A 26,435-nucleotide genomic window follows, 5' to 3' on the forward strand; every position below is an offset into this window, starting at 1 on the left:
TGAAGCCATGGTTTCAGTAGCAAGCAGCCAGGACGACGGCGTCAGCCAACTGGCATCGGGATTGAGCGAAGAGGACAGCCGCCGCGTGCTCGCCGCGCTGGACTTCGTTCGTCCTCTGTATGAGAACGAGCAGGTGGTCACCGGCCAGAATGCGCTCGTCTTCGCGCAGGGGGCGGCATCGGTGCTGGCCATGCTCAACAGCGATGCCGACACCCGCATCGCCGCCTTGCTGTGCGAGCTGCCGGTGATCGCGCCGGCGGCGGCCGAGGGCATGGAGCCGCGCTTCGGCAAGGACATCACCGACCTCGTCACCAATACCCGCCAGCTGATGCGGCTGCATGGCCAGACCTTCGGCCAGCAAGCTGCGGAAAAGGGGAAGAATGCCAGCCAGCAGGCGGCGGAGCAGCTGGAAGCGGTGCGCAAGATGTTGCTGGCGATGGCATCCGACATGCGGGTGGTCGTGGTGCGGCTGGCCTCGCGCGTGACCACGCTGCGCTATTTCGCCGAACAGAAGCTGGAGACGGATACCACCTTCCGCTATGCCCGCGAGACGCTCGATCTCTATGCGCCGCTGGCCAACCGGCTCGGCATCTGGCAGCTGAAATGGGAACTGGAAGATCTGGCTTTCCGCTTCCTGGAGCCCGAGACCTACAAGCGCATCGCCCGCATGCTGGAAGAGAAGCGGCTGGAGCGGGAAGGCTTCGTCAATGCGGCGATAGACCGGCTCAAGGCTGAACTGGCGGCCGCCGGCATCCAGGCGGAGGTGTTCGGCCGGCCCAAGCACATTTACAGCATCTGGAACAAGATGCGCGGCAAGTCGCTGGATTTCTCCGAGCTCTACGACGTGCGCGCCTTTCGCGTGATCGTCGACGATATCAAGACCTGCTACTCGGTGCTCAGCCTGGTGCACGACATCTGGACGCCGGTGCCGAAAGAGTTCGACGATTACATTTCCCGGCCGAAGCCGAACGGCTACCAGTCTCTGCATACGGTGGTGGAGGCGGAAGATGGCCGGCCGCTGGAGGTGCAGATCCGCACGAGGGAGATGCACCGCTTCGCCGAATACGGCGTGGCGGCCCACTGGCGCTACAAGGAAAGCGGCGGCTCGAACTTCTCGGCGCAGAAGTACGACGAGAAGATCGCCTGGCTGCGTCAGCTGCTGGCCTGGAAAACCGAAGTCACCGATGCGGTGCTGACCAAGGATGATGCCCGCCGCGAGTGGATGGAAAAGCTGAAGTCCGCCACCCTCGACGACCGCATCTACGTGCTGACGCCGCAGGCGCGGGTGATCGAGCTGCCGAGCGGGTCGACCCCGATCGACTTTGCTTACTATCTCCATACCGACCTCGGCCATCGCTGCCGCGGCGCCCGGGTGGACGGCATCATGGTGCCGCTCAACACCCCGCTGCGCAATGGCCAGACGGTGGAGATCATCAGCGCTCGCGGCAGCGCCCAGGGGCAAATGGGCCCGTCGCGCGACTGGCTCACGCCGGGCTACGCCGCCAGCCCACGGACCCGATCCAAAGTTCGGGCATGGTTCAACGCCATCGAACAACAGGAAACGCTGTCTCATGGCCGCAGCCTGGTGGAAAAGGCGCTGCAGCGGGAAGGGCGCACCGCCATCAATCTGGAGGACCTGGCGCACAAGCTGGGCTTCGCCAAGGTGGACGAGCTGTTCCTGGCGGCCGGCAAGGAAACCATCGGCCTGCGCCAGATCGAGCATGTGCTGCATGCCGACGACGAGGCGCGCCACGGCGCCAAGGCGGTGGAGCCGGAAGCGCTCATTCCCAACAAGAGCCGTTCATCCAGCGTGGCCCAGGGCGCCAAGTCGGGCGTGCTGGTGGTCGGCACCGAAGGGTTGATGACCCAGCTGGCGCGCTGCTGCAAGCCGGCGCCGCCGGACGACATCGTCGGCTTCGTCACCCGCGGCAAGGGGGTGGCCATTCACCGCATCAGTTGCAAGAACCTGGCACAGATCCGGCTGCGTTCGCCGGAGCGCATCATCCAGACCACATGGGGCTTGCCTGAGAAGGAAACCGTCTATCCGGTGGATGTCTTCATCCTCGCCAACGACAGGCAGGGCCTGCTGCGCGACATCTCGGAAGTGTTTTCGCGGGAGAAGATCAACGTCATTGGCGTCAGCACCCAGAGCGCCAAGGGCGTGGCCCGCATGTCTTTCACGGCGGAGATCGCCTCCACCGCTCAGCTGCAGAAGGCCATCGGCATCATCCACGAGGTCAGCGGGGTATTCGAGGTGCGGCGGAATTAGCGTTTTGCTAATGTCGCGCGGCGGGCGGGGAAAGCATGGCTTCATCAAGCCAGGGTTGCCGGAGGTTGTGAAAAGCTTGGTCTGCCTTGCAATAAAACGAATCTTGCAATGCAAGATTGCTATCTGCAAATTAGGGCTAGCGCGAAGGAAAAATCGCCGTTATAATTTCGCTTCTTTAGGCTCGTAGCTCAGCTGGTTAGAGCACTACCTTGACATGGTAGGGGTCGTTGGTTCGAGTCCAATCGAGCCTACCAACGAACAAAGCAGTTTCAATCTGGTTTTGTGTAAGAACGAGAAAGGCATCCGGTTATGACACCGCGAACTACCACTAACATGGTTTGGGAGCGACGCTAGTCGGGTTGTTTTTCGTCATTGCACTGAAAAAACGCGGCTAGTCCGCGTTTTTTTTCGTCCGTCATTTTCAGCAGTTTCCCTCATTCGAATTACTGTGCCGGTGCTCGTGCCGGCAGGAGCCCAACATGGTTTCAGTCCGACTTCCCGATGGTTCGCAGCGCCAGTACGAAGCGCCGGTCACCGTGGCCCAGGTGGCCGCCAGCATCGGTCCCGGCCTTGCCAAGGCGGCGCTGGCCGGCAAGGTCAATGGCAAACTGGTCGACACCGCCTACCTGATCGACGGCGATGTCGATCTGGCCATCGTCACCGACAAGGACCCCGAGGGTCTCGACGTCATTCGTCACTCGACCGCCCACCTGCTGGCCTATGCGGTGAAGGAGCTGTTCCCGGATGCCCAGGTAACCATCGGTCCGGTGATCGACAATGGCTTCTACTACGACTTCTCCTACAAGCGCCCCTTTACGCCGGAAGACCTGCAGGCCATCGAGAAGAAGATGGCCGAACTGGCGAAGAAGGACGAGCCGGTGACGCGCAAGGTCCTGCCGCGCGACGAGGCGGTGGCGTATTTCAAGTCGATCGGCGAGGACTACAAGGCCGAGATCATCGAATCGATTCCGCAGAATGAGGATGTCTCGCTTTACAGCGAAGGCGGCTTCACCGATCTGTGCCGCGGCCCGCACGTGCCGTCCACCGGCAAGCTGCGCGTGTTCAAGCTGATGAAGCTGGCCGGCGCCTATTGGCGCGGCGATTCCAAGAACGAGATGCTGCAGCGTATCTACGGCACCGCCTGGGCCAAGAAGGAAGAGCAGGAAGCTTATCTCCACATGCTGGAAGAGGCGGAGAAGCGCGACCATCGCAAGCTCGGCAAGCAACTCGACCTGTTCCACTTCCAGGATGAGGCGCCGGGCCTCGTGTTCTGGCATCCGAAGGGCTGGACCATCTGGCAGCAGGTGGAGCAGTACATGCGCCAGGTGTATCGCGACAGCGGCTACCAGGAGGTAAAGGCGCCGCAGATCCTCGATCGCTCGCTCTGGGAAAAGACGGGGCACTGGGAAAACTACCGCGAAAACATGTTCGTCACCGAGTCGGAGAATCGCAACTACGCGCTCAAGCCGATGAACTGCCCGGGCCATGTCCAGATTTACAACGCCGGGCTGCGCAGCTATCGCGACCTGCCGCTGCGCTACGGCGAATTCGGCCAATGCCATCGCAACGAATCCTCCGGCGCGCTGCACGGCATCATGCGTGTGCGCGGCTTCACTCAGGACGATGGCCATATTTTCTGTACCGAAGACCAGATCCAGGAAGAGTGCCGAGCCTTCCACCAGCAGGCGATGAAGGTGTACAAGGATTTCGGCTTCAGTGGCATCTCCATCAAGATCGCGCTGCGCCCGGAAAGCCGAATCGGTTCCGACGAAACCTGGGATCGCGCCGAGGACACGCTGCGCAATGCGCTGCGGGCCTGCGACGTGACCTGGGAAGAGTTGCCGGGCGAGGGTGCGTTCTACGGCCCGAAGATCGAATATCACCTGAAGGATTCGCTCGGCCGCCCCTGGCAAGTCGGCACCATGCAGGTGGACTTCTCCATGCCGGGCCGGCTCGGAGCCGAGTATGTAGCCGATGACAATACGCGCAAGGTGCCGGTCATGCTGCACCGGGCGATCGTCGGTTCCATGGAGCGTTTCGTCGGTATTCTGATCGAGAACCATGCCGGCGCCTTGCCGCTGTGGCTGGCGCCGGTGCAGGTGGCGGTGCTAAATATCTCCGACGCCCAGGCAGAATATGCTGATGCCGTAGCACAAAACCTGAAAAAACAAGGGTTTAGGGTTCAGCTGGATTTGCGCAACGAGAAAATAACCTATAAAATACGCGAACATTCCGTCCAAAAGCTGCCTTACATCGTCGTCATCGGCGACAAGGAGCGGGACGCGAACACAGTGGCCGTGCGTGCGCGGGGCAACGTCGATCTGGGTGTCATGCCGGTCGACGCCTTGGTGAACCGCCTCAAGACCGAGGTGGAAACCAAAGCCTGATGAATGTGCCCGGGAGTTTTCCGGGTGCTTTCAGCGCGAAAGCACGGCTTAATTATTTCTTTTTTGAAGGAAACGACAATAGCTACTGACAAGTCGCATCGCATCAACGGCGAGATCACTGCGCCACAGGTGCGTTTATCCGGGGTCAATAACGAACCGCTCGGCATTGTGAGCCTGAGCGAGGCGTTTCGTTTTGCTGAAGAGTCGAATGTCGACCTGGTAGAGATCGCGCCTAACGCCGCGCCGCCGGTCTGCCGTCTGATGGATTACGGCAAGTTCAAGTACCAGGAGCAAAAGAAGGCCCACGAAGCCAAGTTGAAGCAGAAGATCATCCAGGTCAAGGAAGTGAAGTTTCGTCCCGGCACGGATGAGGGTGATTACAACATCAAGCTGCGCAACTTGGTGAAATTCCTGGAAGAGGGCGACAAGACCAAGATCACGCTGCGTTTCCGCGGCCGCGAGATGGCGCACCAGGATATCGGCATGCGCGTGCTGGAGCGTTTGCGCACCGATCTCGAGCCTTATGGCCAGGTGGAACAGTTTCCCAAGATGGAAGGCCGCCAGATGGTGATGGTGCTGGCGCCGAAGAAAAAGAAATAAGCAAGGTATAAGAATTGCGAAGACGCCATGGCGCGAGCCAGAGGCGGCTTTGCACTGGCGATGAACCCGATTTCATCGCCCTAACAAGTGAGAGCAGGCATCCAAGAGCAGCGAAGTGCTGCCACCTGCAATCATGTTAAAAACGGAGCTGTCCGAAGGGACAGTATTGCTATGCCTAAAATGAAGACCAAGAGCAGCGCCAAGAAGCGCTTTCGCGTGCGTCCGGGTGGTACCGTCAAGCGTGGTCAAGCCTTCAAGCGTCACATCCTGACCAAGAAGACCACCAAGAACAAGCGCCAGCTGCGCGGTGCAGTGGATGTCCATGACACCAACATGGTATCCGTGCGCGCAATGATGCCGTTCGCCTAACCCTCACCTAAGGAGCTACTATGCCTCGAGTTAAACGTGGGGTTACCGCACGGGCCCGTCACAAGAAAGTCCTCGACCAAGCCAAAGGCTATCGTGGTCGTCGCAGTACCGTTTTCCGTATCGCCAAGCAGGCAGTCATGCGCGCTGGCCAGTACGCCTACCGCGACCGCCGCAACAAGAAGCGCGTGTTCCGCGCCCTGTGGATCGCGCGTATCAATGCCGCGTCGCGTTCCCATGGCGTTACTTACAGCGTCTTCATGAACGGCCTGAAGAAAGCCAATATCGAACTCGACCGCAAGGTCCTGGCCGACATGGCAGTCATGGACAAGCCGGCTTTCGCCGCGATTGTCAATCAGGTAAAGGCCCGCATCGCCGCTTGATGGTGGGTACCGGCTCGCGCCATGGCTGAATAGCGATGGCGCCTCCCAGCGGGGCAGAGGTCTTGAACCTGTGCCCCGTTTTATTTTCAGCCTTACAATTTTCGGCTTCGTCACGAAGCGGGAAAACTGCATGAACTTCCTAGAACAACTCGTCACTCAGGCACAATCCGATTTCTCCGCCGCGCAGGATGCCGCGGCGCTGGAAAATGCCAAGGCCAAGTATCTTGGCAAGACCGGACAAATTACCGAGCACATGAAGGGCCTCGGCAAGCTGGCGCCGGAAGAGCGCAAGGCGCAGGGCGCCGTCATCAATGCCGCCAAGGAGCGCATCGAAGCCGCGCTCAACGCGCGCCGCGACGCGCTGGCCAATGCCCAGATGCAGGCGCGCCTGAATGCCGAAGCGATCGACGTCACGCTCCCCGGCCGCGGCCGCGGCGTAGGCGGTATCCATCCGGTGATGCGTACCTGGGAGCGAGTGGAAGCAATCTTCCGTTCGATCGGCTTCGATGTGGCCGATGGCCCCGAGATCGAAACCGACTGGACCAATTTCACCGCCTTGAACAGCCCGGAAAACCACCCGGCCCGCTCGATGCAGGACACCTTCTACGTCGAAGGCAAGGACAGCCAGGGCAAGCAGCTGCTGCTGCGTACCCACACCAGCCCGATGCAGGTGCGCTACGCGCGCATGAACAAGCCGCCGATCAAGGTGATCGCGCCGGGCCGCACCTATCGCGTCGACAGCGACGCTACCCATTCACCGATGTTTCACCAGGTTGAAGGCCTGTGGATCGCCGAGGACATCAGCTTCGCCGACCTCAAGGGCGTGTACTTGAACTTCGTGAAGGCCTTCTTCGAGACCGATGACCTGCAGGTGCGCTTCCGTCCCTCCTATTTTCCTTTCACCGAGCCCTCGGCTGAGATCGACATCGCCTTCGGCAGCGGTCCGCTGAAGGGCCGCTGGCTGGAAGTGTCCGGCTCAGGCCAGGTGCATCCGACCGTCATCAGGAACATGGGCCTGGATCCCGAGCAGTACATCGGCTTCGCCTTCGGCTCCGGTCTCGAGCGCCTGACGATGCTTCGCTACGGCATCAACGACCTGCGCCTCTTCTACGAAGGCGACCTGCGTTTCCTGAAGCAGTTCAACTGACAAAAACCGCTGCCGGGCAAGGCGCCCACGCCGCCCGGCACGATCCGAATATCGCGCTGAAAGACTGAATCATGCAATTTTCCGAGAGCTGGCTCCGTACCATGGCCGATCCGAAGATGACTTCGGATGAGCTGTCTCATCTTCTCACCATGTCCGGACTGGAAGTGGAGGAAGTCGAGCCCGTAGCCCCGCCGTTCACCAATGTGGTGGTGGCGCGCATCGTCGAAATCGCCCGCCATCCTAACGCCGACCGCCTGAACGTGTGCCAGGTCGATGCCGGCACCGGCACGTTGTTCAACATCGTCTGCGGCGCGCCGAACGTGCGCGTCGGCATGAAGGCGCCGCTGGCCATGGCCGGCGCCAAGCTGCCGCCAGGCGAAGACGGCAAGCCGTTCGAGATCAAGGTGGGCAAGCTGCGCGGCGTGGAGTCGCAGGGCATGCTGTGTTCGGCGCGCGAGCTGAAGCTGTCGGAAGATCACGGCGGTCTGCTGGACCTGCCGGACGACGCGCCGGTGGGGCAGAACTTCCGTGACTACTACCAGCTCAACGATCTCAAGTTCACCATCAAGCTCACGCCCAACCGTGCCGACTGCCTGTCGGTGCTCGGTGTGGCGCGCGAAGTGTCGGCTTTGACCGGCGTGCCGCTGCATGCGCCGGTATCCAAACCGGTGACGGTGACGACGGACGAGAAGCTGCCGGTGAAGATTTCCGCGCCCGATCTGTGCGGCCGCTTTTCCGGCCGCGTGATCCGCGGCCTGAATGCCCGCGCCGCGACGCCGGAGTGGATGAAGCGCCGCCTGGAACGCAGCGGCCAGCGGTCGATCTCGGCGCTGGTCGACATTTCCAACTATGTGATGCTGGAACTCGGCCGTCCGACTCACGTGTTCGATCTCGACAAGATCCATGGCGGTCTGGAAGTGCGGTGGGGCCGGGGCGATGAAAGCCTGAAGCTCCTGAACGGCAATACCGTCAAGCTCGACGACTGGGTCGGCGTGATCGCCGACGAGCGTGAAGTGGAGTCGCTGGCCGGCATCATGGGCGGCGATGCCACTGCCGTCTCGCTCGACACCACCAACATTTATCTGGAAGCCGCTTTCTGGTGGCCGCAGGCGCTGCAGGGCCGTGCCCGCCGCTACAATTTTTCCACCGATGCCGCCCACCGCTTCGAGCGCGGCGTGGACTATGCCACCACGGTCGAGCACATCGAGCGCATCACCGCGCTGATCGTGGAGATTTGCGGCACACCGGAGACTAAGGTTGGTCCGGTGGACGACCAGATCACCAATCTGCCGCAGCGCAAGCAGGTCACCATGCGCAGCGCCCGCGCCAACAAGATCATCGGCGTGCCGCTGCCGGATGAGCGCATTGCCGAGATCTTTACCCGCCTCGGCTTGCAGTTCACCCAGGACGCGGGCCTGTTCCATGTCACACCGCCGTCCTTCCGCTTCGACATCGAGATCGAGGAAGACCTGATCGAAGAGATCGCCCGGGTCTACGGCTTCGAGAACATCCCGGCGCTGGCGCCGGTGGCGCCGAACGTCATGCGCATCGCGCCGGAGAATACCCGCTCGCTGTTCACCGTGCGGCATCAGCTGGCCGACCTGGACTACCAGGAAGTGGTCAACTTCAGTTTCGTCGACGAAGGCTGGGAAGCCGACTTCGCCGGCAATGCGAACGCGATCAAGGTGCTCAATCCGATTGCCAGCCAGATGAGCGTGATGCGTTCCACGCTGATCGCCAGCCTGGTCGCCAACGTGCGCTACAACCTGAACCGCAAGGTGGGCCGCGTGCGCCTGTTCGAAGTGGGTGGGGTGTTTCTGCGCGATGCTTCTTCCCAGGACGGTCCGCTGTCGGTGTCCGGCTACAGCCAGCCCAAGCGCGTGGCGGCGATCGCCTACGGCGGCGCCTTCGACGAGCAGTGGGGCCTGCCTTCGCGCAATGTCGATTATTTCGACATCAAGGCCGACCTCGAGGCATTGTTCGCACCCGCCAGCCTGAGTTTCGCCAAGGCTGACCATCCGGCCCTGCATCCGGGCCGAAGCGCCCAGGTCATCCTCGATGGCAAGGCGATCGGCTTCATCGGCGAACTGCATCCTCGCTGGCAGCAGAAATACGAGCTGCCGCTGGCGCCAGTGGTGTTCGAAGTCGATGCGGACGCGTTGACGGCGCGCCGCGTACCGGCCTACCAGGAGATTTCCAAGTTTCCAGCCGTGGTGCGGGATCTGGCAGTCGTGGTGAAACAATCGGTCGCTGCTCAGGAAGTGATGGATACTTTCCTGTCCGAGGGGAAATCCAATCCGTCTTGTGGTATCATGCAAGCCATTGTTTTATTTGATGAATATCGTGGCAAGGGCCTGGAAATAGACGAAAAAAGCCTTGCGTTCCGATTCACCTTGCAAGATACTCAAACTACTCTTCAGGACGATAAAGTCGATGCCGCCATGGCTGCCTTCGTCGCAGCAGTGGAAAGCAAGCTCGGCGCAAAACTGCGCGCTTGACGAGCGCAGATCCAGGGCAGGGTAGAGAAAACCACTATGAATGACGTGAACTCCGCCGAACTTCAATCCGTGCTGGCCGCCGACCTCAATCGTGCGGTCATGGAAGCTCAGGCCCGCTCGCAGGCAGCAAAAGGCCTGCCTACCTTGACCAAGGCGGAACTGGCCGAATTGCTGTTCGAGCAGGTCGGCTTGAACAAGCGCGAAGCCAAGGACATGGTCGAGACTTTTTTCGACGAGATCCGCGATGCGCTCGAGCGGGGCGAGTCGGTGAAGCTGTCGGGCTTCGGTAATTTCCAGCTGCGCGACAAGCCGCAACGGCCTGGCCGCAATCCCAAGACCGGGGAAGAGATTCCCATCACGGCGCGCCGTGTGGTGACCTTCCATGCCAGCCAGAAGCTCAAGGGCATGGTGGAAACCGCCGGCACCCAGCCCGTTTCCAATCGCCTCGGACTGATCCATGAATGATCGCGCCGGCAAGGCGGAATTGGCGGTGCTGCCGCCGATTCCGGCCAAGCGCTATTTCACCATTGGTGAAGTAAGTGAGCTGTGCGGTGTGAAGCCGCACGTGCTGCGTTACTGGGAACAGGAATTCACTCAGCTCAAGCCGGTCAAGCGGCGCGGCAACCGCCGCTATTACCAGCATCATGAAGTACTGCTGATCCGTCGCATCCGCGAACTGCTCTATGAACAGGGATTCACCATCAGCGGCGCCCGCAACAAGCTCGACAGCCGCGCACCGGTGGTGGAAGAAGCCGTGCCGGAAGTGTCGGTGCAGCCGTCTGGCTCCGAAACGGATATGACTGCCCTGCGGAACGAATTGATGGAAATCCTGAACGTGCTCAGGCGCTGACCTCCGCGCCGATTCAACGCTGACTCTGCCTGCGCCCGCATCCTGCGGGCGTTTTGCTTTGCGGGCCGGGTAGGGCGCGCTTCTCAGTGCCGCCGCTCAGTGCTGCCGCTCAGTGCCGGCGATCAAGCAACGAAGTCAGACGGGCGATGTCGATCGGCTTGGCAAGGTGATGATCAAAGCCGGCTTGCTGCGCATCGATGCGATCCCGTTCCTGGGCATAGCCCGTCACCGCCAGCAGCAGGGCCGTCGCCAGATTGGCGTCCGCGCGCAGCCGGCGCGCCACTTCATAGCCATCCATGGCGGGCAATCCGATATCGAGGATGACCACATCCGGACGCAGTCGGCTGGCTTCATCAAGTGCGTTCTGACCGTCATGCACGATGTGCACCTGGTGGCCGAAAGCGTTGAGCAGTTCCCCGAGCGATTCCGCAGCATCGACATTGTCGTCGGCGATGAGGATGTTGCAACCGGATGCCGAAGTTTCGCTGCTATCGGCCGTAGTCACATGCGTACCGTGAACATCGGTCTGGGAAGCGCTGCAGGGCAGGGTCAGCAGGAATTCCGGCGTGCCGCTCGAGCCGGCCCGCGCCTCCAGCGTGCCGCCTTGCAGGCCGATGAAGCTGCGGGCGCGGCTCAGCATCGATTCATCCACATGAGGCGGCAGGGGAAGTCGCATCGACTTGCCATGGATATCGGCGTCACCTGCCTGCAGCAATATATGCAGGCGGCCATTGTCCTCATGAGCAGATAGCGACAGCGGCACGTTTTCCGAAGCCGACGCGGCGATTGCCTGCAGCAGCTCGGCCAGCATATCGCGCATGCCTTCCGGATCAACGAAGAGCATCAGCGCTTGTTGCGGAATCGATGCCACGACGACGCGGCCATGCTCACCGGTGCGCAAGCGCGTGATATCCACGACTTGTTCTGTCAGCTTGGAAAGGCTGACGGATTCCATGTTGACCCTGAGCGTGTCAGACGGACTGGACGATGCAGCGCGCTGGTTTTCCATGGATTCGACGTCGAATGTACAGATCGTGCCTGCAGTCAATCCCGATGTCATCAAGACATGCCCTGATGACATTCGAGCCGGAACGAATTTCAAGCTGAAGATTAGACACTCCCGCACCACTACCTTTGGGCTAGATCAGGATTCGGGCAAATTGCCCACATCCCGACCAGCCTGACGGCATTTGGTGCCAGGCATCAGCTGACGATGCGGTAGCAGGGGTGATATTGCGTGCCGGGCAGCTTCATGCGGTGCTGCGCCACAAAGGAAGCGAGCAGCCCATCCATCGGATTCATAATGTCCTTGTCGCCATGGATTTCGAAGCAGCCGTGCTGCTCGATGGCGCGTATGCCTTGCTCCTTCACATTGCCGGCGACGATGCCCGAGAAGGCACGCCGCAGATTGGCGGCCAGCTTGTGGTTGGGCTGGTTCTTGTGCAGGTGCAGATTGCGCATGTTGTCATGCGTCGGTACGAAAGGCATCTGGAACTCATGGTCGATGCGCAGCAGCCAGTTGAAGTAATAAGCATCGCTCTTTTCCTTGCGGAATTCGCGTACCTGCTTGATGCCTGCCTGCATCTCGCGCGCCACCTGCACGGGGTCATCGACGATGATCTTGTAACGCTGCTGGGCTTCCTCGCCAAGCGTGGCGCCGATGAAATGATCGATCTGCTTGAAGTACTCGGCAGACCCGGCCGGGCCGGTGAAGATCAGCGGGAACGGTACGCCGGCATTCTGCGGATGCAGCAGGATGCCGAGGATGTAAAGGATTTCCTCCGCGGTGCCGGCGCCGCCCGGGAAGACGACGATGCCATGACCAAGGCGCACGAAGGCTTCCAGCCGCTTTTCGATATCCGGCAGGATCACCAGGCTGTTGACGATGGGATTTGGCGATTCGGCGGCGATGATGCCGGGTTCCGACAGGCCGATGTAGCGGCCGGTGGTAACGCGCTGCTTGGAGTGCGAGATGGCTGCGCCTTTCATCGGGCCCTTCATCGCGCCCGGTCCGCAGCCGGTGCAGATGTCCAGGCTGCGCAAGCCGAGTTCGTAGCCGACATCCTTCGAATAGTCGTACTCGTCGCGCGAGATCGAATGCCCGCCCCAGCACACTACCAGGTTGGGATTGGTCATGGGATGCAGCACGTCGGCGTTGCGCAGCATATGGAACACGAAGTCGGTCACGCCTTCCGTGGTGGTCAGGTTGAACTTCGAGCTGCCGCTGATCTCGTCGCTCATGTAGATGACATCGCGCAGCACGGCGAACAGATGCTCGTGGATGCCCTTGATCATTTTGCCGTCGACGAAGGCACGGGCCGGCGCGCCTTTCACGTCCAGCTTGATGCCACGTTCGCGCTGGATGATGCTGATGTCGAAGGAGCGGTAGCGCTCCAGCAGTTCCTTGCCGTCGTCGATGACGTTGCCGCAGTTCAGCACTGCGAGCGAGCAGTTCCGGAACACGTTGTAGAGACCGCCCTGGCTGGTATCGAGCAGCTTGGCGACTTCGGACTTGGCGAGGATTTCAAGCTGGCCTTCAGGGGAAATCTGGGCGTCTACGACATCATGCTGCATGGGAAGAAAATCTTCTTTGAGTGCGGGTTGAATCATGCGTACACCATGCCTTCCATAGAATTGATTGTGGCCACTCTATTATGCACCCCGGGCGGCGCTGGCGAGTCCCTCGGGCCGTCATATCGGCGTCACATCCTGAGATGAAGCAAGAAAGGCTGCTGGTGAACTTGCCTGTTGCGTACAGGGCAGATGTCAGCGCATGAGCGGCAAACAATCTTGTTGAAAGCACTAGTCACATTGCGTAAAATCGTGGTACTGTGTTTTTGTACAGTAATGAATTGGGCACGCCAAATGCCTCATTAATCCAGTGCCGAAACGGATTTGCCGGCCCAAGGTTTGATCAAGTGCCTCATGAATTCACTGACCCGTTCACTGCTTTCCTGCGAGGAGGTAGCCATGTTGAAGACAGGTACGCTGGTAGGAGCCGGCCGCTGGCCGAACCGCAAGGCGCATCCCGATGAATGGGAAAGGCCGGTGTCTGGACAGGTGCTGGAATTCTGCGACGTGCGGGCATGGGCCAATACCATTCACTTCCCGGTGGATGATCCCCATCCGGGAGATGTCATGGGCATGGCCTTGAAGCTGAAGGAGCAGGGCCTGCTGGAGGGACTGACGCCGGTGTGCTGGGACTTCGGCAGCCACAAGCAGGTGCTGTGGGAAAAGACCGCCAATTTGAGGCCATACGCTGAAGATATTCAGCTATGGCAGGCTTGCAAGGCGTTGCGCATGGACGAGATCGCCCACCCGAGGCGTCGCAAGCCACGCGAGCTTGGCGAATTTCTGCCACGCGAAATGCAGCATCTTGGCATGCAGAAGCTGCTGCCATTGCGGCCCATGCTCTGAGGCCAGGCTGCTCGGTTTTGCACAGCGCTCAGCAGTGTCTAGGGCGCTGTGCCGTCGTTTCCCTGCAATTCTTCCGGGCTGTGGCCTCGATTGCCACGCCGCTGTCTCGGCAAACAGCATGGTTGAGCTTTCAATCGCTTGTCGGCTCTCAAGGCAAAACAAAATCGCAATTTCTCTGATGTAATTTGCCAATTTATACTGTATATTTGTACAGTATATCGATTGCTCATCACTAGATTGCGAGGATCTCATGCCAGCCAGCCAGCTTTACACCTCCCCGTCCCCTTCCCAGGCTAATCAAGCTTTCTTGTCCCAAATGCCACATGCTTTGTGGCGCGGCGATGCTATCGGCAGCCATGTGTCGCCCAGCGTCTCCAGCGGCCATCCCAAGCTGGATAGAGAATTGCCGGGACATGGCTGGCCCTCTTCGGTTCTGACCGAATTGCTATGGAATCAGAATGGCAGCGGCGAATTCCGCTTGCTGGCGCCGGTGCTGAAGCAGCTTTCCCGCGCAGGCAAAACCATCATCCTGCTGGCACCGCCGCATCTGGTTTTCGCGCCGGCACTGGAGCAGCTCGGCATCGACATCGAGCAGGTTTTGCTGGTGCAATCGGAAAAGCCGGCGGATCGCCTATGGGCGGTGGAGCAGGTGCTCAAGAGCGCCAGCTTCGGCGCCTTGCTGTGCTGGCTGCCCCAGGCCCGGCCGGACCACCTGCGCCGCCTGCAACTGGCGGCTGCCGGCAGCGAGGGCCTGACCTTCGTCTTCCGCCCGGCGACGGCGCAGCAGGAATCCTCTCCAGCGCCGCTGCGTCTGCTATGCCAGGCTGGTCCGGAAGGACAAATTTCGGTGGAAGTCATCAAGCGACGAGGACCAGTGGCCAGTGCCCCGATCATCATCAGGCCGGAACTGCCGGCCATCATCGAGCGCAATATCGGCAAACTGCGTTTCTCCTCGTCCAATCCCTCCTTCGACTTCCCCCATGCTATGGATAGCCGTCTGCCTCTCCCAACTGCCGCTGGATCTCGCCTATCGTCGCTGGCCTGAAGCGCTGCGTGACAGCCTGATGCGGACCATGCCGCTCGCCGTGACCGAGTCGCGCCGCGTCGGCTGGGTCAATGACTGCGCCCGGGAGGCCGGCGTGCTGCCCGGCATGCACGAGAGCAGCGCCGCCGCCCGGGCTGCCGACATCGTGCTCATCGCCCGCGATGCCGGGCGCGAGGCAGGAGCGCTGACGGAAGTGGCCCTGTGGGCGTTGCACTTCACGCCGCAGGTCAGTCTAATGAGGCGCCAGCATGAAGGCTTGCTGCTGGAAGTGTCGGCCAGTCTGCGCCTGTTCAACGGGCGCGATGCGTTGATCGGCCAGTTGCGCCAGGGGGTGGAAGAGCTTGGCATGCAGCCATGCATCGCCAGCGCGCCGACCGCCAGCGCGGCTTGGCTGTTTGCCTGCCATCGCGACGATCTGCATGGCGGGCCGGACTCCTTTGCCGACCTGCTCGACGCCTTGCCGGTGCTGCTGCTGCCTTCGGTCCAGCCGCATGCCGCCAAGCTGGCCGCCATTGGCTGCGACACGCTCGGGCAATTGCGCCGCCTGCCGCGCGCCGGTCTGGTGCGGCGCTTCGGCAAGGAAGTGCTGCGGGAGCTCGATCGCGCCTTCGGTCTGGAGCCGGAAGCGCTGGCCTGGTTCGAGGCGCCGGCCAGCTTCCATGCGCGCATCGAACTGCCGGCCCGGGTCGATAGCGTGGAAGCCTTGCTGTTCGCCGCACGCAGGCTGCTGATGCAGATGACCGGCTGGCTGGTGGCGCGGCATGCGGCGGTCAGCGCGTTTGCCTTGATGCTGCACCACGACTCGCTGCGTTCTGGCGAAGCGTGCATCACCGAGCTGCCGATACGCCTGGCCAGCCCAAGCCGCGACCTGGCTCACCTCAGCCTGCTGCTGCAGGAGCACATGGCCAGGGTCACGCTCGATGCCTCGGTCATCGAGTTGTCCCTGAAGGCGGAGGACATCAGCGAACTGGCAGCTCCCAACACCGAACTGTTTCCGGCGCCGGCGAGCCAGGCAGAAACCACCGGCCGGCTCATCGAACGCCTCGCCAGCCGTCTCGGCGAGGAAGCCATCACTCGCTTGAAGGTGGTGGGCGACCACCGTCCGGAACGCTGCTCCATGGCGGTATCCGCCCATGCGGCCTTGCATGCTCGGATGCGTCAGTCCAATCGTGCCGGCTTCAATTTCCCGCCGCGCCCGGCCTGGCTGCTGCGGGAACCGGTTGCCTTGCTGGTCAAGCGCGACAAGCCGTTCTATCAGAGCTTTTTGACCCTGCTGGCAGGCCCGGAGCGCATCGAGGCCGGATGGTGGGACGATGCGCTCATCACCCGCGACTACTACATTGCCTGCAACGACGCCCACCTGCTGCTATGGGTATATCGCGAGCGCCATGGCGCGCAAGGGGAGAAAGAGGCTGAACCCGGCTGGTTCCTGCACGGCTTCTTCGCCTGAGCGGAGCACGCCATGTTCCTGGCCGACTATGCCGAGCTGCATTGCCTTTCCAATTTCACCTTCCTGCGTGGCGCGTCGCATCCGGAGGAACTGGTGGAGCGGGCCCAGCGGCTCGGTTATCGGGCGCTGGCGCTGACCGACGAGTGTTCCCTCGCCGGGGTGGTGCGGGCTCATGTGGAGGCGAGGAAGAGCGGCCTGCACTTGATCATCGGCAGCGAGATTTCGCTTTCCTGCGGCGTGAAGCTGGTGCTGCTGGCCACCGACATGGAAGGCTACGGCAATCTGTCGCAGCTGATTACTCTTGGCCGGCGGCGGGCGGGGAAGGGGCAGTATCTGCTGCATCGCGCTGATATCGACAATGCCGGCCCGGAAGCAGATGGGCGCCTGCACCGTATGCTAGGCTGCCTTGCAATCCTGATTCCCGATCGCCAGCAGGAAGACGCGCTTTTGCTAGAGCAAGCGCAGTGGACCGCCGTCACGTTCGGTGAACGCGCCTGGATTGCGCTGGAACTGCTGCAGGGAGCCGACGATGATGTCTGGCGTGAGCGGCTGTCCCGACTCGCTGCCACAACCGGCTTGCCGCTGGTCGCTGCCGGCGATGTGCACATGCATGTCCGCTCGCGCAAGCCGCTGCAGGACACCCTCACCGCGATCCGTCTCGGCCGCCCGTTGGCAGAATGCGGGCTGGCACTGCATCCGAACGCCGAGCGCCATCTGCGCCACCGCCTGCGTCTGGCCAGCCTGTATCCTGCCGAGGCGCTCAAGCAGACTGTGATCATCGCCGAGCGCTGCCGTTTTTCCCTCGATGAATTGCGCTACCAGTATCCGGAGGAAATAGCGCCGGCCGGCGAATCCCTTTCCGGTTACCTGCGCCGCCTGACTTACAACGGGGCGGACAGTCGTTTCCCGCGCGGCATTCCGGCCAAGGTGCAGGAGCAGATCGAGCATGAACTGGCGCTGATCGCCGAACTGTCCTACGAACCTTACTTCCTCACGGTGCACGACATCGTCAGCTTCGCCCGCAGCCAGGGCATTCTCTGCCAGGGACGCGGCTCAGCAGCCAATTCCGCCGTCTGCTATTGCCTCGGCGTGACCGAAGTCGATCCGGCGCGCATGAGCGTGCTGTTCGAGCGCTTCATCTCGAAAGAACGCAACGAGCCGCCCGACATCGATGTCGACTTCGAGCATGAGCGGCGCGAGGAGGTGATGCAGTACATGTACCGCAAGTACGGGCGCCAGCGGGCGGCCCTGGTGGCGGCTGTCATCACCTACCGGCCGCGCTCGGCGCTGAAGGATGTCGGCAAGGCGCTCGGACTGGAGCATGAATACGTCAATCGCCTGTCAGGCTCCCATCACTGGTGGGATGGCCGCAGCGTCAGCGCGGAGCGATTACAGGATGTCGGCCTCGATCCGGAATCGCCGCTGGTGCAGAAGCTGTTGCGGCTGGCGCAGACGCTGATCGGCTTCCCACGCCACCTGTCCCAGCACAGCGGCGGCTTCGTCATCGCCCGCGACAGCCTGGCGCGGCTGGTGCCGATCGAAAACGCGGCCATGGCCGATCGCAGCGTGATCCAGTGGGACAAGGACGACCTCGATGCCGTCGGCCTGCTGAAGATCGATGTGCTGGCACTGGGCATGCTGTCGGCCATCCGCCGGGCGCTGGATTTCATCGGCCTGCGCCGCGGGGAAGTGTTCACCATGCAGGACGTGCCGGCGGAGGATGCGCAGACCTATCGCATGATCTCCCGCGCCGATACGGTAGGCGTATTCCAGGTCGAATCCCGCGCGCAGATGTCCATGCTGCCGCGCCTGCAGCCTCGTGCGTTTTACGACCTGGTGGTGGAGGTGGCGATCGTGCGCCCCGGCCCCATTCAAGGCGGCATGGTGCATCCTTATCTGCGGCGGCGTCAGGGACTGGAACCGGTGGCCTATCCGAGCGAGGGCGTGCGCCAGGCCTTGGAGCGCACCCTCGGCGTGCCGATCTTTCAGGAACAGGTGATGCAGATCGCCATGCTCGCCGCCGGGTTCAGCGCCGGCGAAGCCGACAGCCTGCGGCGCGCCATGGCCGCCTGGCGGCGCAAGGGCGGCCTGGAAAAGTTTTACGACAAGGTAGTGCAAGGCATGATAGACAACGGCTACGAACCAGCATTCGCCGAACAGATTTTCCGTCAGATCGAAGGCTTCGGCGAATACGGTTTTCCCGAGTCCCATGCCGCCAGCTTCGCGCTGCTGGTGTATGTATCGGCCTGGATCAAATGCCACGAGCCGGCCGCCTTCCTCGCCGCATTGCTCAATGCCCAGCCGCTCGGTTTCTATTCGCCGTCGCAACTGGTGCAGGATGCGCGCCGACATGGCATCGAAATCCGGCCGGCCGATGTCGCTTTCAGTGATTGGGACTGCACGCTGGAGGAAACAGATGCCTCGCTGCGCAGCGACCGGGCTCAGCCGGCGGTGCGTCTCGGACTGCGGCTGGTCAAAGGGCTGTCGCCGCAAGCAGGGGAGCGCATCGAAGAAATGCGGGCCATCCGCCTGTTCGGCAGCATTGACGATCTTGCTCGCCGTGCCGGCCTCTCTTCCCATGATTTGCAGTCATTGGCACGGGCCAATGCATTGTTGTCGCTTGTCGGGCATCGGCGTCAGGCCGCCTGGCAGGTGAGCGGCATGCTGGTCATGCCCGAAATATTTCGAGACGCGCCATTGGCAGTGGACGAACTGGATTTGCCGGCGGCTTCCGAAGGACGGGAAATCATCGCCGACTATGCCAGCACCGGTTTGACCTTGGGCCGCCATCCATTGGCGCTATTGCGCAAACGCTTCAAGGCAATGAATTTGTCCACCGCGCTCGAGATGAAATCCTTCGGCAACGGCAAGCTGGCGCGCACCGCCGGACTCGTCACGGTACGCCAGCGTCCCGGAACGGCGAATGGCGTGCTTTTCGTCACGCTGGAAGACGAGACTGGCGTTACCAATGTCATCATCTGGCCTGGATTGCTGGAAAAGCAGCGCCGGGAAATTCTGAATGCCACGCTGTTGACCGTGTACGGCGTCTGGCAGCGGGAAGGACAGGTCACGCATCTGATCGCCAAGCGGGTGGTGGATCATTCCATGCTGCTGGGAAGGCTGAATGTGGAAAGCCGCGACTTCCACTGAAGCCTTTCGCCTGGGGCGCTAAAACGCGCTTGTCCCGGTCTCTGACGGTTCATCCTCAAAACCGCATCGGTAAAAGCATTTGAAAACCGTCCAGCGTTGATTCCCGCTGCTGGAATGAGAGCGCTTGTCTCCGCAAGCACGCTGCATTGCGAATTGTTTCAACAAACAGCGCGCCGGCTGCAGCCTTGCTGATTTCCGGAATAGGAAATTCAACCTTCATGGATTTGTAAAAGCCTCCAGGCGTTGGACCAGGCATGTCCAGCAAGTGTAGCGATACAAAAAATGAGGTTGTCGCATTACTGAGACGAGTCAAAAACTTGAAAACAAAGCGTAATAAGCAGGGGCTTAAAACCAGGCTCGTCTCCTCTTATCCATCATCTATTTTTGACTTTGGTTTTCCTTTTTTTGACCTGTACGGATGTAACTTTAATAACTACTCTAGCATTGCACAACTTGGAAAAATTCCAACGTCAAATGGTACAGAAAACGAGTTGTAGCTAAACCAGTACATCAAGCGAGCAAGCAAACACATCGGCAAGAAGTTGCAATCCAGCGCATAAAACTTATCAGGCACATTCAGCTATGTCTAGCGGAAAGATCATCGAGATCAATCTAGGGAAGGATGGAACCGAACTGCGCAGCCAGTCGGAAAACAGTCTGTCCGACAAAAAAGCCGAAGATGTGTCCCTGGCTCCGATAAAGGAGTTGAAGAGCAAGGCGATTCAGACCGCGCGGAACATGGAAGAGCTCGATCTGCCGGACGACATCGTCGTGCTGACGCCTGAAAAGCTGAAGGGTGTGTCGCTGGTGGAGTATGGGAAAAGCATTATCGTGATGCAATCTCTGGAAGAGCGGCGCAGCTATGTCGTCGCTCAGCCGAAGTATTTCGATGAGCGCAGGGTACTGATCTTCCGGCTCAGAAAATTGCTGGAAACCAGCGTCGGTACTCAGCCTGTTGTGTTTTACGGCGATCGCATGCTCATCCAGTCGCTTGCCCGGACCTATGACCTCAACGGACAGGACGGTGAGGATGAGGAGCCGCGTTCCGAGGAAATCAGCGAGTTCATGGAGATCGTCCGTGACGCGGTAAAGCGATCCACCTCCGACATTCACATATGCGCCCGCGATACGGGCTGCCAGATTCTTTATCGCACAAAAGGAACCCTGATACGTTCCGGCCGGACCATGACGCTGAACCGTGCAAAAGATCTGGTGCGAGCAGTGTATAACACCAAACCGGACAAGGGCTCCAATACCGGCTCCGTCATCACGTTTGAACGGCAGCAGCGAGCTGCCATTCCGTGCGTCATCCCAATCAATGGCAAGCAGGAGAACGTAAAGCTTCGCTTCGAGATCACGCCCGCCATCGGCGGCTTCGACGCGGTAATGCGGATCCTGCGGCAATCAAGCGAGACCTTCAGGCGTGGAGAAAGCTTGCAGGCCGATCTTGAGAAACTGGGATACCTCCCCGATCAAGCGCACATGATCGGCCTCGCGGCTCGAAAGACGATAGGCGGCATCGTGCTGTCAGGGCAAACCGGCTCAGGCAAGACAACAACGCTTTATTCAATGATGGCGCATATCGCTCACCGGGGCCGCAAATGCTATTCGGTGGAGGATCCGGTCGAAGGGCGGCTGTTCGGCGTGACGCAGATTCAAATCCAGGTCAATGAGGACATGGATGCGGACGAGGCCACCAGCGCCCTGGTGAAGTCCCTGATGAGGTTGGATCCGGACGTGGCCCTGGTGTCAGAGATTCGCGGCGTGGAAACAGCGTCTGCCTTCAAGCAACTGATCCAGACCGGACACCAAAGCCTGACCACGGTTCATGCCAACTCAGCGCTCGGGATCTTCGAAAGGCTATCCTCGCCGGAAATTGGCATTTCAAAGGAAGTCCTTGCGGCGCCCGACTTCCTGTCGATTCTCGTCTATCAAAAACTGCTGCGCAGGCTATGCGACGCATGCAAGATACCTTTGCTCGGTACGAACGAGGATCCGGGCCTTGTGCAGCGGGTGCACCGCTTCGTCGATCCGGCCAAGGTTTACGTGCGGCATGAAGAGGGTTGCGATGTATGCCGCGCATCGAGTCCAATACCCGGCATCGCGGATCTCACCGTCTGCGCGGAAGTCGTGATTCCGAATCAAGAACTGCTCGCCCTGCTTCAGGAGGGGAAACAGTTCGACGCCTACCGCCTATTGAGGGGGCAGAGAAAGCCCTTCGATCATCCGGACAGCCATGGCAAATCCGTGATGGATGTCGCCATTTACAAAATGAGCCAGGGATGGATAGATCCGAAAGAACTGGAGCATGAATTGGAGCCGCTCGACTTGTACTGGGAAAGGAACAAGTCCTGATGGAGAAGATGCTGAAAGCCATTGAGATGTTCCTTGGTCGCCTCGGCTTCCGCAGCAGCCTTGCCGACTTCTATGATGAATTGGCTGACCAGCTTCGGATGAACGTGAGCATCGGCCAGTTCATCGCGTCGAAGCAGGCGGCGGCGAAGCGCAGGAACCAGTCGCAGAGCGTCGTTTTTGCCGTGATGAAGAAGCGCCTCGGCATTGGCGGCGGCTTGTCAGATGCGCTGAGAGGTTTCATCCCTTCCGCCAACCTCATCATGATTCGCAGCGGCGAGCAGGTTGGGCGATTGATCGAAGGCGTAAGCTCGGCTGGTCTCGCCAACCGTTCCATGACGAAGATGCGGAACATGATGCTGGCGGTGCTCACGCCAGCGCTTACGCTCTTTCTCGGCCTGTTCGGCGTCTATCTGATGTTTGGCTTCATGATCGTTCCGCAGTTCCTTTTCATCGTGAAGCTGGAAAAGATGGGGGGCTCGTTTCAAATCGCTTATTTTCTGGCAGAGATCCTGACGAAATGGTGGTACGTCGTGGTGCCCGCATTCATAGGGTTCATAACGCTGGTAAGCATGAGCGTGCCCCGATGGACAGGGCGCCTCAGGCGGTGGATGGACTATATCCCGCCCTACAGCATTTATCGAAGCTATCTGAGTGCCGTGTTGCTGATCAACTTGTCGGCTTTATTGCGCAGCAATGTGACGTTCAGGGATGCACTGACCTTGATGAGCAAGGACGCCACTCCTTACATGCGCAGCCACCTGATGCGCATGCAAAAGAATCTGGCAAAAGGCGGCACTTTGGCCGCAGCCATGGATACCGGACTGATTCCAGCGCCGCTCATCGACTACCTTGTGAGTTTCGAGGCAAGCGGAAAGCTGGAAGAAGTGATGAAGCGGATCGGCTTTGAAAATCTTGAACGTGCATTGACTGCCATGGAGATCAAGCTCCGCGCGCAGGCGGCCGTCATCAAGGCTGTCACTGGCGTTTTTCTGGCGTGGATATTTTTGGATACGTTTTCGTTTGGAAGAGTGGTCGGGGCGGCCGCTCGATCAGGGGGTCTATAGAAATATAGGCAATTGCAGAAGCACTTTTATATAGGGAGTACAAATTGAAACCACTACTTTTTAAATCGAAATATAAGCATCAACCTAAAAATTTTCATGCACAGCAAGGCATTACAGCGGTTGATCTTGTAATTGTATTGGCCGTCGCTGCAGTCATCATTGCTGGCATCGGGCTTACCGCTAAAGCACTATTTTCTGATGCCAAGATAAATGCAGATGCAAACGATTTGCAGTACATCATGACCAAGTATCCTCAAACATTTGCAGCTGCCCCGGACACGTTGGCGGCCACTGCCCAAAATGTTAATTTAAGTGGGATTGCACCAACATCTTGGACACTAAACGGTGCAGGACCCGCCTCGTCACTTAGTATGAAGATTGGCCGAAATCTGAGTGTGGCACCTGCAACGATTACTGGTGCTGCCGCCAATGGAATAAGCTTTAATGTTTCCGCGGGAATGTCGGCAAATGAGTGTAACGCCTTCGTCTCACAACTGATGAATATTTCTTCAGCTGTCGTCGTTGGAGCAGGACCTAATGCCGTCGGTAACCCAGCGCCAGTTACAAATACGCCAGCCGGTACTGCTATCAAAGGCACTGACGGTACTACAAGTGCAGCGGCTATGACTGCACAGTGCGCTAACACTGCGACGAATCAGATCGTGTTCTACATGCCGAAGGGTTAAGTGTCTTACGGCTCTCAAGTCTATTGGGAGCCGTGAACATTTACAAATAAAATTATTCTGCTAAGTACGGGACCACACAATCAATTGAAATAAGTGTGAAAAAATAGCATTTGATTCCGCCTTCTGATTTGAACGGTGATGGGTACCATGATTTGGCAGTCAATGTGATACTCAACCATTTCATATGGGCTACAACTAAGGAATCTCCGATGGATTCGAAATTAAAGACATCAAGGTCGCCCGTTCTAATGATGTTGGTTGTTCTCGGTTTGACCTTTTCTGGCAGCGCCTCGTCTGTTGAAGAGAAAACTAGTTCAATGAGTGGCCGACCACTGACTTTGGCAATGGCACATCAGCTGAAGAATCAAGACTACGTAAAGGATGTGCCTGGTCAAAATAGCCTTTTTCAAAACTATCGGATTAGTGCTTATGACAGTAAGCCATCTGGCGGGACACCCTCGAAGGAAAAGGTAGTGAGTGCAAAAAGCCAACGAAGCGATCCTTCTTCCCATGCGGTTTTGGCTTTAGCTAAAGATGAAAAAGATGAAAAAGAGAACAGAAATGAAGCGGCTGATCTGAACAGGAAAGTCGGATCTGGGCAAAGTCCAAGGCCTGCCGGCATGAACCAATCATTGACTGCGTCTCATATTAGTTCCGCAGAAAAGATTTCACAGGACGCGACTCAATGCCCTTGGGAAGTAAAGCCCCAGGATGGAACATTACGCCGTTCGCTCGAAGCATGGAGCATCCGTGCCGGCTGGCAACCTTACTGGGATATGCCCGTTGATTTTCCTGTAGAGCTAAACGCCAAATTGTGCGGCACCTTCGAGACCGCCATTGAACAGGTGCTGGCCGGGCTATCCAGCTCCGACGCCCCTGTGCGTGCGCTGTTCTACAGCGGAAACCGCGTGATCCGATTCGTGAGCGGCTCAAAATGAAAAAACACACACTCTCTCTTGGCGCTGCAGTCATTGTTGCAGGGCTTGCCGGCTGCACGGCCTTGCAGCCCGATTTCTCCAGGCACAATGATTATGCGCCTGAAGAAATCCCGGTGGCGAAGGCCAAGCCTCAGCCAGAACAGTCGATCAACAAAAGGCCTGTCGAGTTTGTTGATGGCGTCTACATAGGCCGAAAGACGGTTCCCTTGGCAACGGACAAGGTGCTTCCACCAGTCTTTTCATCGCCTCAGAAATATTCCGTCACCTTGGTGGTGAACAGGGGCAGGGTAAATGTCAACGGCTTGGCCGAATGGGTGACGCGCACGACTGGAATCCCGGTTTCCGTGGCGCCGAATGTCCTGTTGACAGGCAGTAGTACTACGAACCTGGCGACGGCGAACTCGCCCGGCAATACGTTGACCCCCGTTTCCAATCCCTCTGGCGTTGCTCCTCTGTTCAGCCTGCCGCCATCCGCACAGGGAAGCGGGCCATTGCCGCCGAATCTGGCGGGCATGATGGAAGACGGGCCGCTGAAAGCCGCGCAGACTCTGCCTGGCATGCCCGAAGGTTTTCCGATCGAGTCATCGATGACCCTGGATTACCGCGGACCGTTATCCACCTTCCTGGACATTGCTTCTGCCAGACTGGGTATCTCTTGGGAATATATGGACGGGCGCATTCACCTGTATCGCTACAAGTCTCGTACCTTCGAGATCAAGGCGGTGGGTGGCGTAAAGACATTGACGACGAGCTATTCATCCTCCGGCAATGTGTCTGGCGGCGGGGGAGGGGGAAGCGGTGGCAGCGGGGGAAGCTCATCGGGTGGCAGTACTGGCGGCAGTTCCAGCACGACGGCCTTAAGCCAGTCACATACCGCCAATCTGAACTTCTGGGCTGATCTGGAAAATCAGTTGAAGTCCATGATCAGCCCGGGCGGCAAGGTGGCCTTCAACCAGGCGGCAAGCACGGTGACCGTGACTGACACGCCGCAGGTGCTGCAATCCGCAGAGGCCTTGATTGCGGATGCCAATCGTCGGGTAAGCCGTTCGATCTACCTGAGGGTGGAACTGGTGACGATCAGCGACATCATGGACAACGGCAAGAATTTCGACATATCGGCTGTGCTAACCAGCAGCAATGGCAAGTTCCGCCTGCTGTCAACGGGCATACCGAGCGTAAGCCAGCTTGGTGGCGGTATTGGCACTTTCGTGCTTGCGCCCGGCGCCGCTTCAGTACCGTCGGCAACCGCCGGTGGATATACCCCTGGCAGACAAGGCGACAACATCGCAAATGCCCAAGGCAGCAATGCCATCATTCAGGCGCTTTCCCGCGTGACCAAGGTGCTTGACCGGACCGGTGTCGATGCGTTGACCATCAACAATCAGCCCGTGCCGGTCACCATGGCAACCTCGCAGTCCTACATTGATTCGATCGGGTCAACCAGCACGACAACTTCAACGAGCACGACAGCGACTCAGGCAACGATCTCCTACGGCGTGTTCCTCGAATTGCTTCCCAAGGTTCTGGACAACAATCAGCTTCTGCTCCAATACACGGTTGACATATCCAACCTCGAAGCGCTTGAAGCGGCGAATACGGGGAACAATCCATCGGGAATCGTCGTCCGTTCGCCCAAGATTCCGCGCACCTCCACCACGCAGGTGGCCCGTGTACGACCCGGGGAGACGATCGTTCTTTCGCAGCTGGCGCAGAATCGTGACTCCGACCAGGAAGCAGGCGGGCTGACCGGGTTCTCAAACGCCAAATCCAAGAATCGCAAAACGACCCTGGTCTTCATCACCCCTGTATTGATTGACTCGGAGACTTGAT

At 59.5% G+C, this 26,435-nt stretch carries 21 protein-coding genes and 1 tRNA gene; 19 read left to right on the plus strand and 3 right to left on the minus strand.

The features are described 5' to 3' along the window. The first annotated feature begins 7 nt into the window (after positions 1 to 7). From CHB88_RS19850 to CHB88_RS19895, 10 genes are all read left to right on the plus strand, one after another. Complete coding sequence (locus CHB88_RS19850; protein ID WP_089401081.1) at positions 8 to 2,269, plus strand: RelA/SpoT family protein; 2,262 nt, start codon at positions 8 to 10, stop codon at positions 2,267 to 2,269. A gap of 177 nt (positions 2,270 to 2,446) precedes the next feature. Next, positions 2,447 to 2,523, plus strand: a tRNA-Val gene (locus CHB88_RS19855). Between the two features lie 225 nt (positions 2,524 to 2,748). Continuing rightward, a complete protein-coding gene (gene thrS / locus CHB88_RS19860) occupies positions 2,749 to 4,656 on the plus strand; it encodes a threonine--tRNA ligase (RefSeq protein ID WP_089401082.1) in 1,908 nt (635 codons plus the stop codon). A 3-nt stretch (positions 4,657 to 4,659) separates the two neighbouring features. Continuing rightward, a complete protein-coding gene (gene infC / locus CHB88_RS19865; RefSeq protein WP_089401083.1) occupies positions 4,660 to 5,256 on the plus strand; it encodes a translation initiation factor IF-3 in 597 nt (198 codons plus the stop codon). Positions 5,257 to 5,427: 171 nt separating this feature from the next. Next, positions 5,428 to 5,625, plus strand: coding sequence for a 50S ribosomal protein L35 (rpmI, locus tag CHB88_RS19870; protein WP_019141325.1), 198 nt, complete (start codon positions 5,428 to 5,430; stop codon positions 5,623 to 5,625). Between the two features lie 20 nt (positions 5,626 to 5,645). Continuing rightward, positions 5,646 to 6,005, plus strand: a complete 360-nt coding sequence (rplT, locus tag CHB88_RS19875; protein WP_089401084.1) for a 50S ribosomal protein L20 — start codon at positions 5,646 to 5,648, stop codon at positions 6,003 to 6,005. A gap of 130 nt (positions 6,006 to 6,135) precedes the next feature. Further along, positions 6,136 to 7,152, plus strand: a complete 1,017-nt coding sequence (pheS, locus tag CHB88_RS19880) for a phenylalanine--tRNA ligase subunit alpha (protein WP_089401085.1) — start codon at positions 6,136 to 6,138, stop codon at positions 7,150 to 7,152. Between the two features lie 71 nt (positions 7,153 to 7,223). After that, positions 7,224 to 9,650, plus strand: a complete 2,427-nt coding sequence (gene pheT / locus CHB88_RS19885) for a phenylalanine--tRNA ligase subunit beta (RefSeq protein ID WP_089401086.1) — start codon at positions 7,224 to 7,226, stop codon at positions 9,648 to 9,650. A 99-nt stretch (positions 9,651 to 9,749) separates the two neighbouring features. Continuing rightward, positions 9,750 to 10,115: an integration host factor subunit alpha gene (locus CHB88_RS19890; RefSeq protein ID WP_483869947.1), complete on the plus strand. Its 366-nt coding sequence runs from the start codon at positions 9,750 to 9,752 to the stop codon at positions 10,113 to 10,115. Then, positions 10,108 to 10,500 (plus strand): MerR family transcriptional regulator, encoded by a 393-nt coding sequence (locus tag CHB88_RS19895; protein WP_089401088.1) that lies wholly within the window; start codon positions 10,108 to 10,110, stop codon positions 10,498 to 10,500. Before CHB88_RS19890 ends, CHB88_RS19895 begins: the two co-directional genes overlap by 8 nt. Before the next feature lie 109 nt (positions 10,501 to 10,609). Here the strand turns inward: CHB88_RS19895 and CHB88_RS19900 are convergent, their stop codons facing one another. Continuing rightward, positions 10,610 to 11,602, minus strand: coding sequence for a response regulator (locus CHB88_RS19900; protein ID WP_176442564.1), 993 nt, complete (start codon positions 11,600 to 11,602; stop codon positions 10,610 to 10,612). A gap of 101 nt (positions 11,603 to 11,703) precedes the next feature. Beyond that, positions 11,704 to 13,074, minus strand: a complete 1,371-nt coding sequence (ppnN, locus tag CHB88_RS19905; protein ID WP_089401090.1) for a nucleotide 5'-monophosphate nucleosidase PpnN — start codon at positions 13,072 to 13,074, stop codon at positions 11,704 to 11,706. Positions 13,075 to 13,470: 396 nt separating this feature from the next. Here ppnN and CHB88_RS19910 point away from each other — a divergent pair, with 396 nt between their 5' ends. The 4 genes from CHB88_RS19910 to CHB88_RS19925 all read left to right on the plus strand — a co-directional run bounded on the left by CHB88_RS19910 (position 13,471) and on the right by CHB88_RS19925 (position 19,562). Then, positions 13,471 to 13,917: a hypothetical protein gene (locus CHB88_RS19910; RefSeq protein WP_089401091.1), complete on the plus strand. Its 447-nt coding sequence runs from the start codon at positions 13,471 to 13,473 to the stop codon at positions 13,915 to 13,917. Between the two features lie 316 nt (positions 13,918 to 14,233). Further along, positions 14,234 to 14,962: a translesion DNA synthesis-associated protein ImuA gene (gene imuA, locus CHB88_RS19915; RefSeq protein ID WP_089401119.1), complete on the plus strand. Its 729-nt coding sequence runs from the start codon at positions 14,234 to 14,236 to the stop codon at positions 14,960 to 14,962. After that, a complete protein-coding gene (locus tag CHB88_RS19920; RefSeq protein WP_089401092.1) occupies positions 14,898 to 16,412 on the plus strand; it encodes a Y-family DNA polymerase in 1,515 nt (504 codons plus the stop codon). Before imuA ends, CHB88_RS19920 begins: the two co-directional genes overlap by 65 nt. A 12-nt stretch (positions 16,413 to 16,424) precedes the next feature. Next, entirely contained in the window at positions 16,425 to 19,562 is a 3,138-nt protein-coding gene (locus CHB88_RS19925) for an error-prone DNA polymerase (protein ID WP_089401093.1), read from the plus strand. 55 nt (positions 19,563 to 19,617) lie between these two features. Here CHB88_RS19925 and CHB88_RS25260 read toward each other — a convergent pair whose 3' ends face one another. Beyond that, complete coding sequence (locus tag CHB88_RS25260) at positions 19,618 to 19,782, minus strand: hypothetical protein (protein WP_176442565.1); 165 nt, start codon at positions 19,780 to 19,782, stop codon at positions 19,618 to 19,620. A 362-nt stretch (positions 19,783 to 20,144) separates the two neighbouring features. On the opposite strand from CHB88_RS25260, the gene CHB88_RS19930 reads away from it, so the two are divergent. From CHB88_RS19930 to CHB88_RS19945, 5 genes are all read left to right on the plus strand, one after another. Next, positions 20,145 to 21,917, plus strand: a complete 1,773-nt coding sequence (locus tag CHB88_RS19930) for a GspE/PulE family protein (RefSeq protein WP_089401094.1) — start codon at positions 20,145 to 20,147, stop codon at positions 21,915 to 21,917. Then, complete coding sequence (locus tag CHB88_RS19935; protein WP_089401095.1) at positions 21,917 to 22,981, plus strand: type II secretion system F family protein; 1,065 nt, start codon at positions 21,917 to 21,919, stop codon at positions 22,979 to 22,981. The genes CHB88_RS19930 and CHB88_RS19935 overlap by 1 nt, the downstream gene beginning before the upstream one ends. A 44-nt stretch (positions 22,982 to 23,025) precedes the next feature. After that, complete coding sequence (locus CHB88_RS24800) at positions 23,026 to 23,667, plus strand: hypothetical protein (RefSeq protein ID WP_143131382.1); 642 nt, start codon at positions 23,026 to 23,028, stop codon at positions 23,665 to 23,667. Between the two features lie 209 nt (positions 23,668 to 23,876). After that, complete coding sequence (locus CHB88_RS19940; RefSeq protein WP_089401096.1) at positions 23,877 to 24,605, plus strand: toxin co-regulated pilus biosynthesis Q family protein; 729 nt, start codon at positions 23,877 to 23,879, stop codon at positions 24,603 to 24,605. After that, complete coding sequence (locus CHB88_RS19945; RefSeq protein WP_089401097.1) at positions 24,602 to 26,434, plus strand: secretin N-terminal domain-containing protein; 1,833 nt, start codon at positions 24,602 to 24,604, stop codon at positions 26,432 to 26,434. The genes CHB88_RS19940 and CHB88_RS19945 overlap by 4 nt, the downstream gene beginning before the upstream one ends. Position 26,435 lies beyond the last annotated feature (1 nt).

The organism is Noviherbaspirillum humi (assembly GCF_900188095.1).
Lineage (GTDB): Bacteria > Pseudomonadota > Gammaproteobacteria > Burkholderiales > Burkholderiaceae_D > Noviherbaspirillum > Noviherbaspirillum humi.

Bases quoted from the DNA above. Each gene is read 5' to 3' on its own strand.
- CHB88_RS19850 (WP_089401081.1), top strand. From the start codon at position 8: ATGGTTTCAGTAGCAAGCAGCCAGGACGACGGCGTCAGCCAACTGGCA.
- thrS (WP_089401082.1), top strand. From the start codon at position 2,749: ATGGTTTCAGTCCGACTTCCCGATGGTTCGCAGCGCCAGTACGAAGCG.
- infC (WP_089401083.1), top strand. From the start codon at position 4,660: ATGTGCCCGGGAGTTTTCCGGGTGCTTTCAGCGCGAAAGCACGGCTTA.
- rpmI (WP_019141325.1), top strand. From the start codon at position 5,428: ATGCCTAAAATGAAGACCAAGAGCAGCGCCAAGAAGCGCTTTCGCGTG.
- rplT (WP_089401084.1), top strand. From the start codon at position 5,646: ATGCCTCGAGTTAAACGTGGGGTTACCGCACGGGCCCGTCACAAGAAA.
- pheS (WP_089401085.1), top strand. From the start codon at position 6,136: ATGAACTTCCTAGAACAACTCGTCACTCAGGCACAATCCGATTTCTCC.
- pheT (WP_089401086.1), top strand. From the start codon at position 7,224: ATGCAATTTTCCGAGAGCTGGCTCCGTACCATGGCCGATCCGAAGATG.
- CHB88_RS19890 (WP_483869947.1), top strand. From the start codon at position 9,750: ATGGAAGCTCAGGCCCGCTCGCAGGCAGCAAAAGGCCTGCCTACCTTG.
- CHB88_RS19895 (WP_089401088.1), top strand. From the start codon at position 10,108: ATGAATGATCGCGCCGGCAAGGCGGAATTGGCGGTGCTGCCGCCGATT.
- ppnN (WP_089401090.1), bottom strand. From the start codon at position 13,074: ATGCAGCATGATGTCGTAGACGCCCAGATTTCCCCTGAAGGCCAGCTT.
- CHB88_RS19910 (WP_089401091.1), top strand. From the start codon at position 13,471: ATGTTGAAGACAGGTACGCTGGTAGGAGCCGGCCGCTGGCCGAACCGC.
- imuA (WP_089401119.1), top strand. From the start codon at position 14,234: ATGCCACATGCTTTGTGGCGCGGCGATGCTATCGGCAGCCATGTGTCG.
- CHB88_RS19920 (WP_089401092.1), top strand. From the start codon at position 14,898: ATGCTATGGATAGCCGTCTGCCTCTCCCAACTGCCGCTGGATCTCGCC.
- CHB88_RS19925 (WP_089401093.1), top strand. From the start codon at position 16,425: ATGTTCCTGGCCGACTATGCCGAGCTGCATTGCCTTTCCAATTTCACC.
- CHB88_RS25260 (WP_176442565.1), bottom strand. From the start codon at position 19,782: ATGAAGGTTGAATTTCCTATTCCGGAAATCAGCAAGGCTGCAGCCGGC.
- CHB88_RS19930 (WP_089401094.1), top strand. From the start codon at position 20,145: ATGTCTAGCGGAAAGATCATCGAGATCAATCTAGGGAAGGATGGAACC.
- CHB88_RS19935 (WP_089401095.1), top strand. From the start codon at position 21,917: ATGGAGAAGATGCTGAAAGCCATTGAGATGTTCCTTGGTCGCCTCGGC.
- CHB88_RS19940 (WP_089401096.1), top strand. From the start codon at position 23,877: ATGGATTCGAAATTAAAGACATCAAGGTCGCCCGTTCTAATGATGTTG.
- CHB88_RS19945 (WP_089401097.1), top strand. From the start codon at position 24,602: ATGAAAAAACACACACTCTCTCTTGGCGCTGCAGTCATTGTTGCAGGG.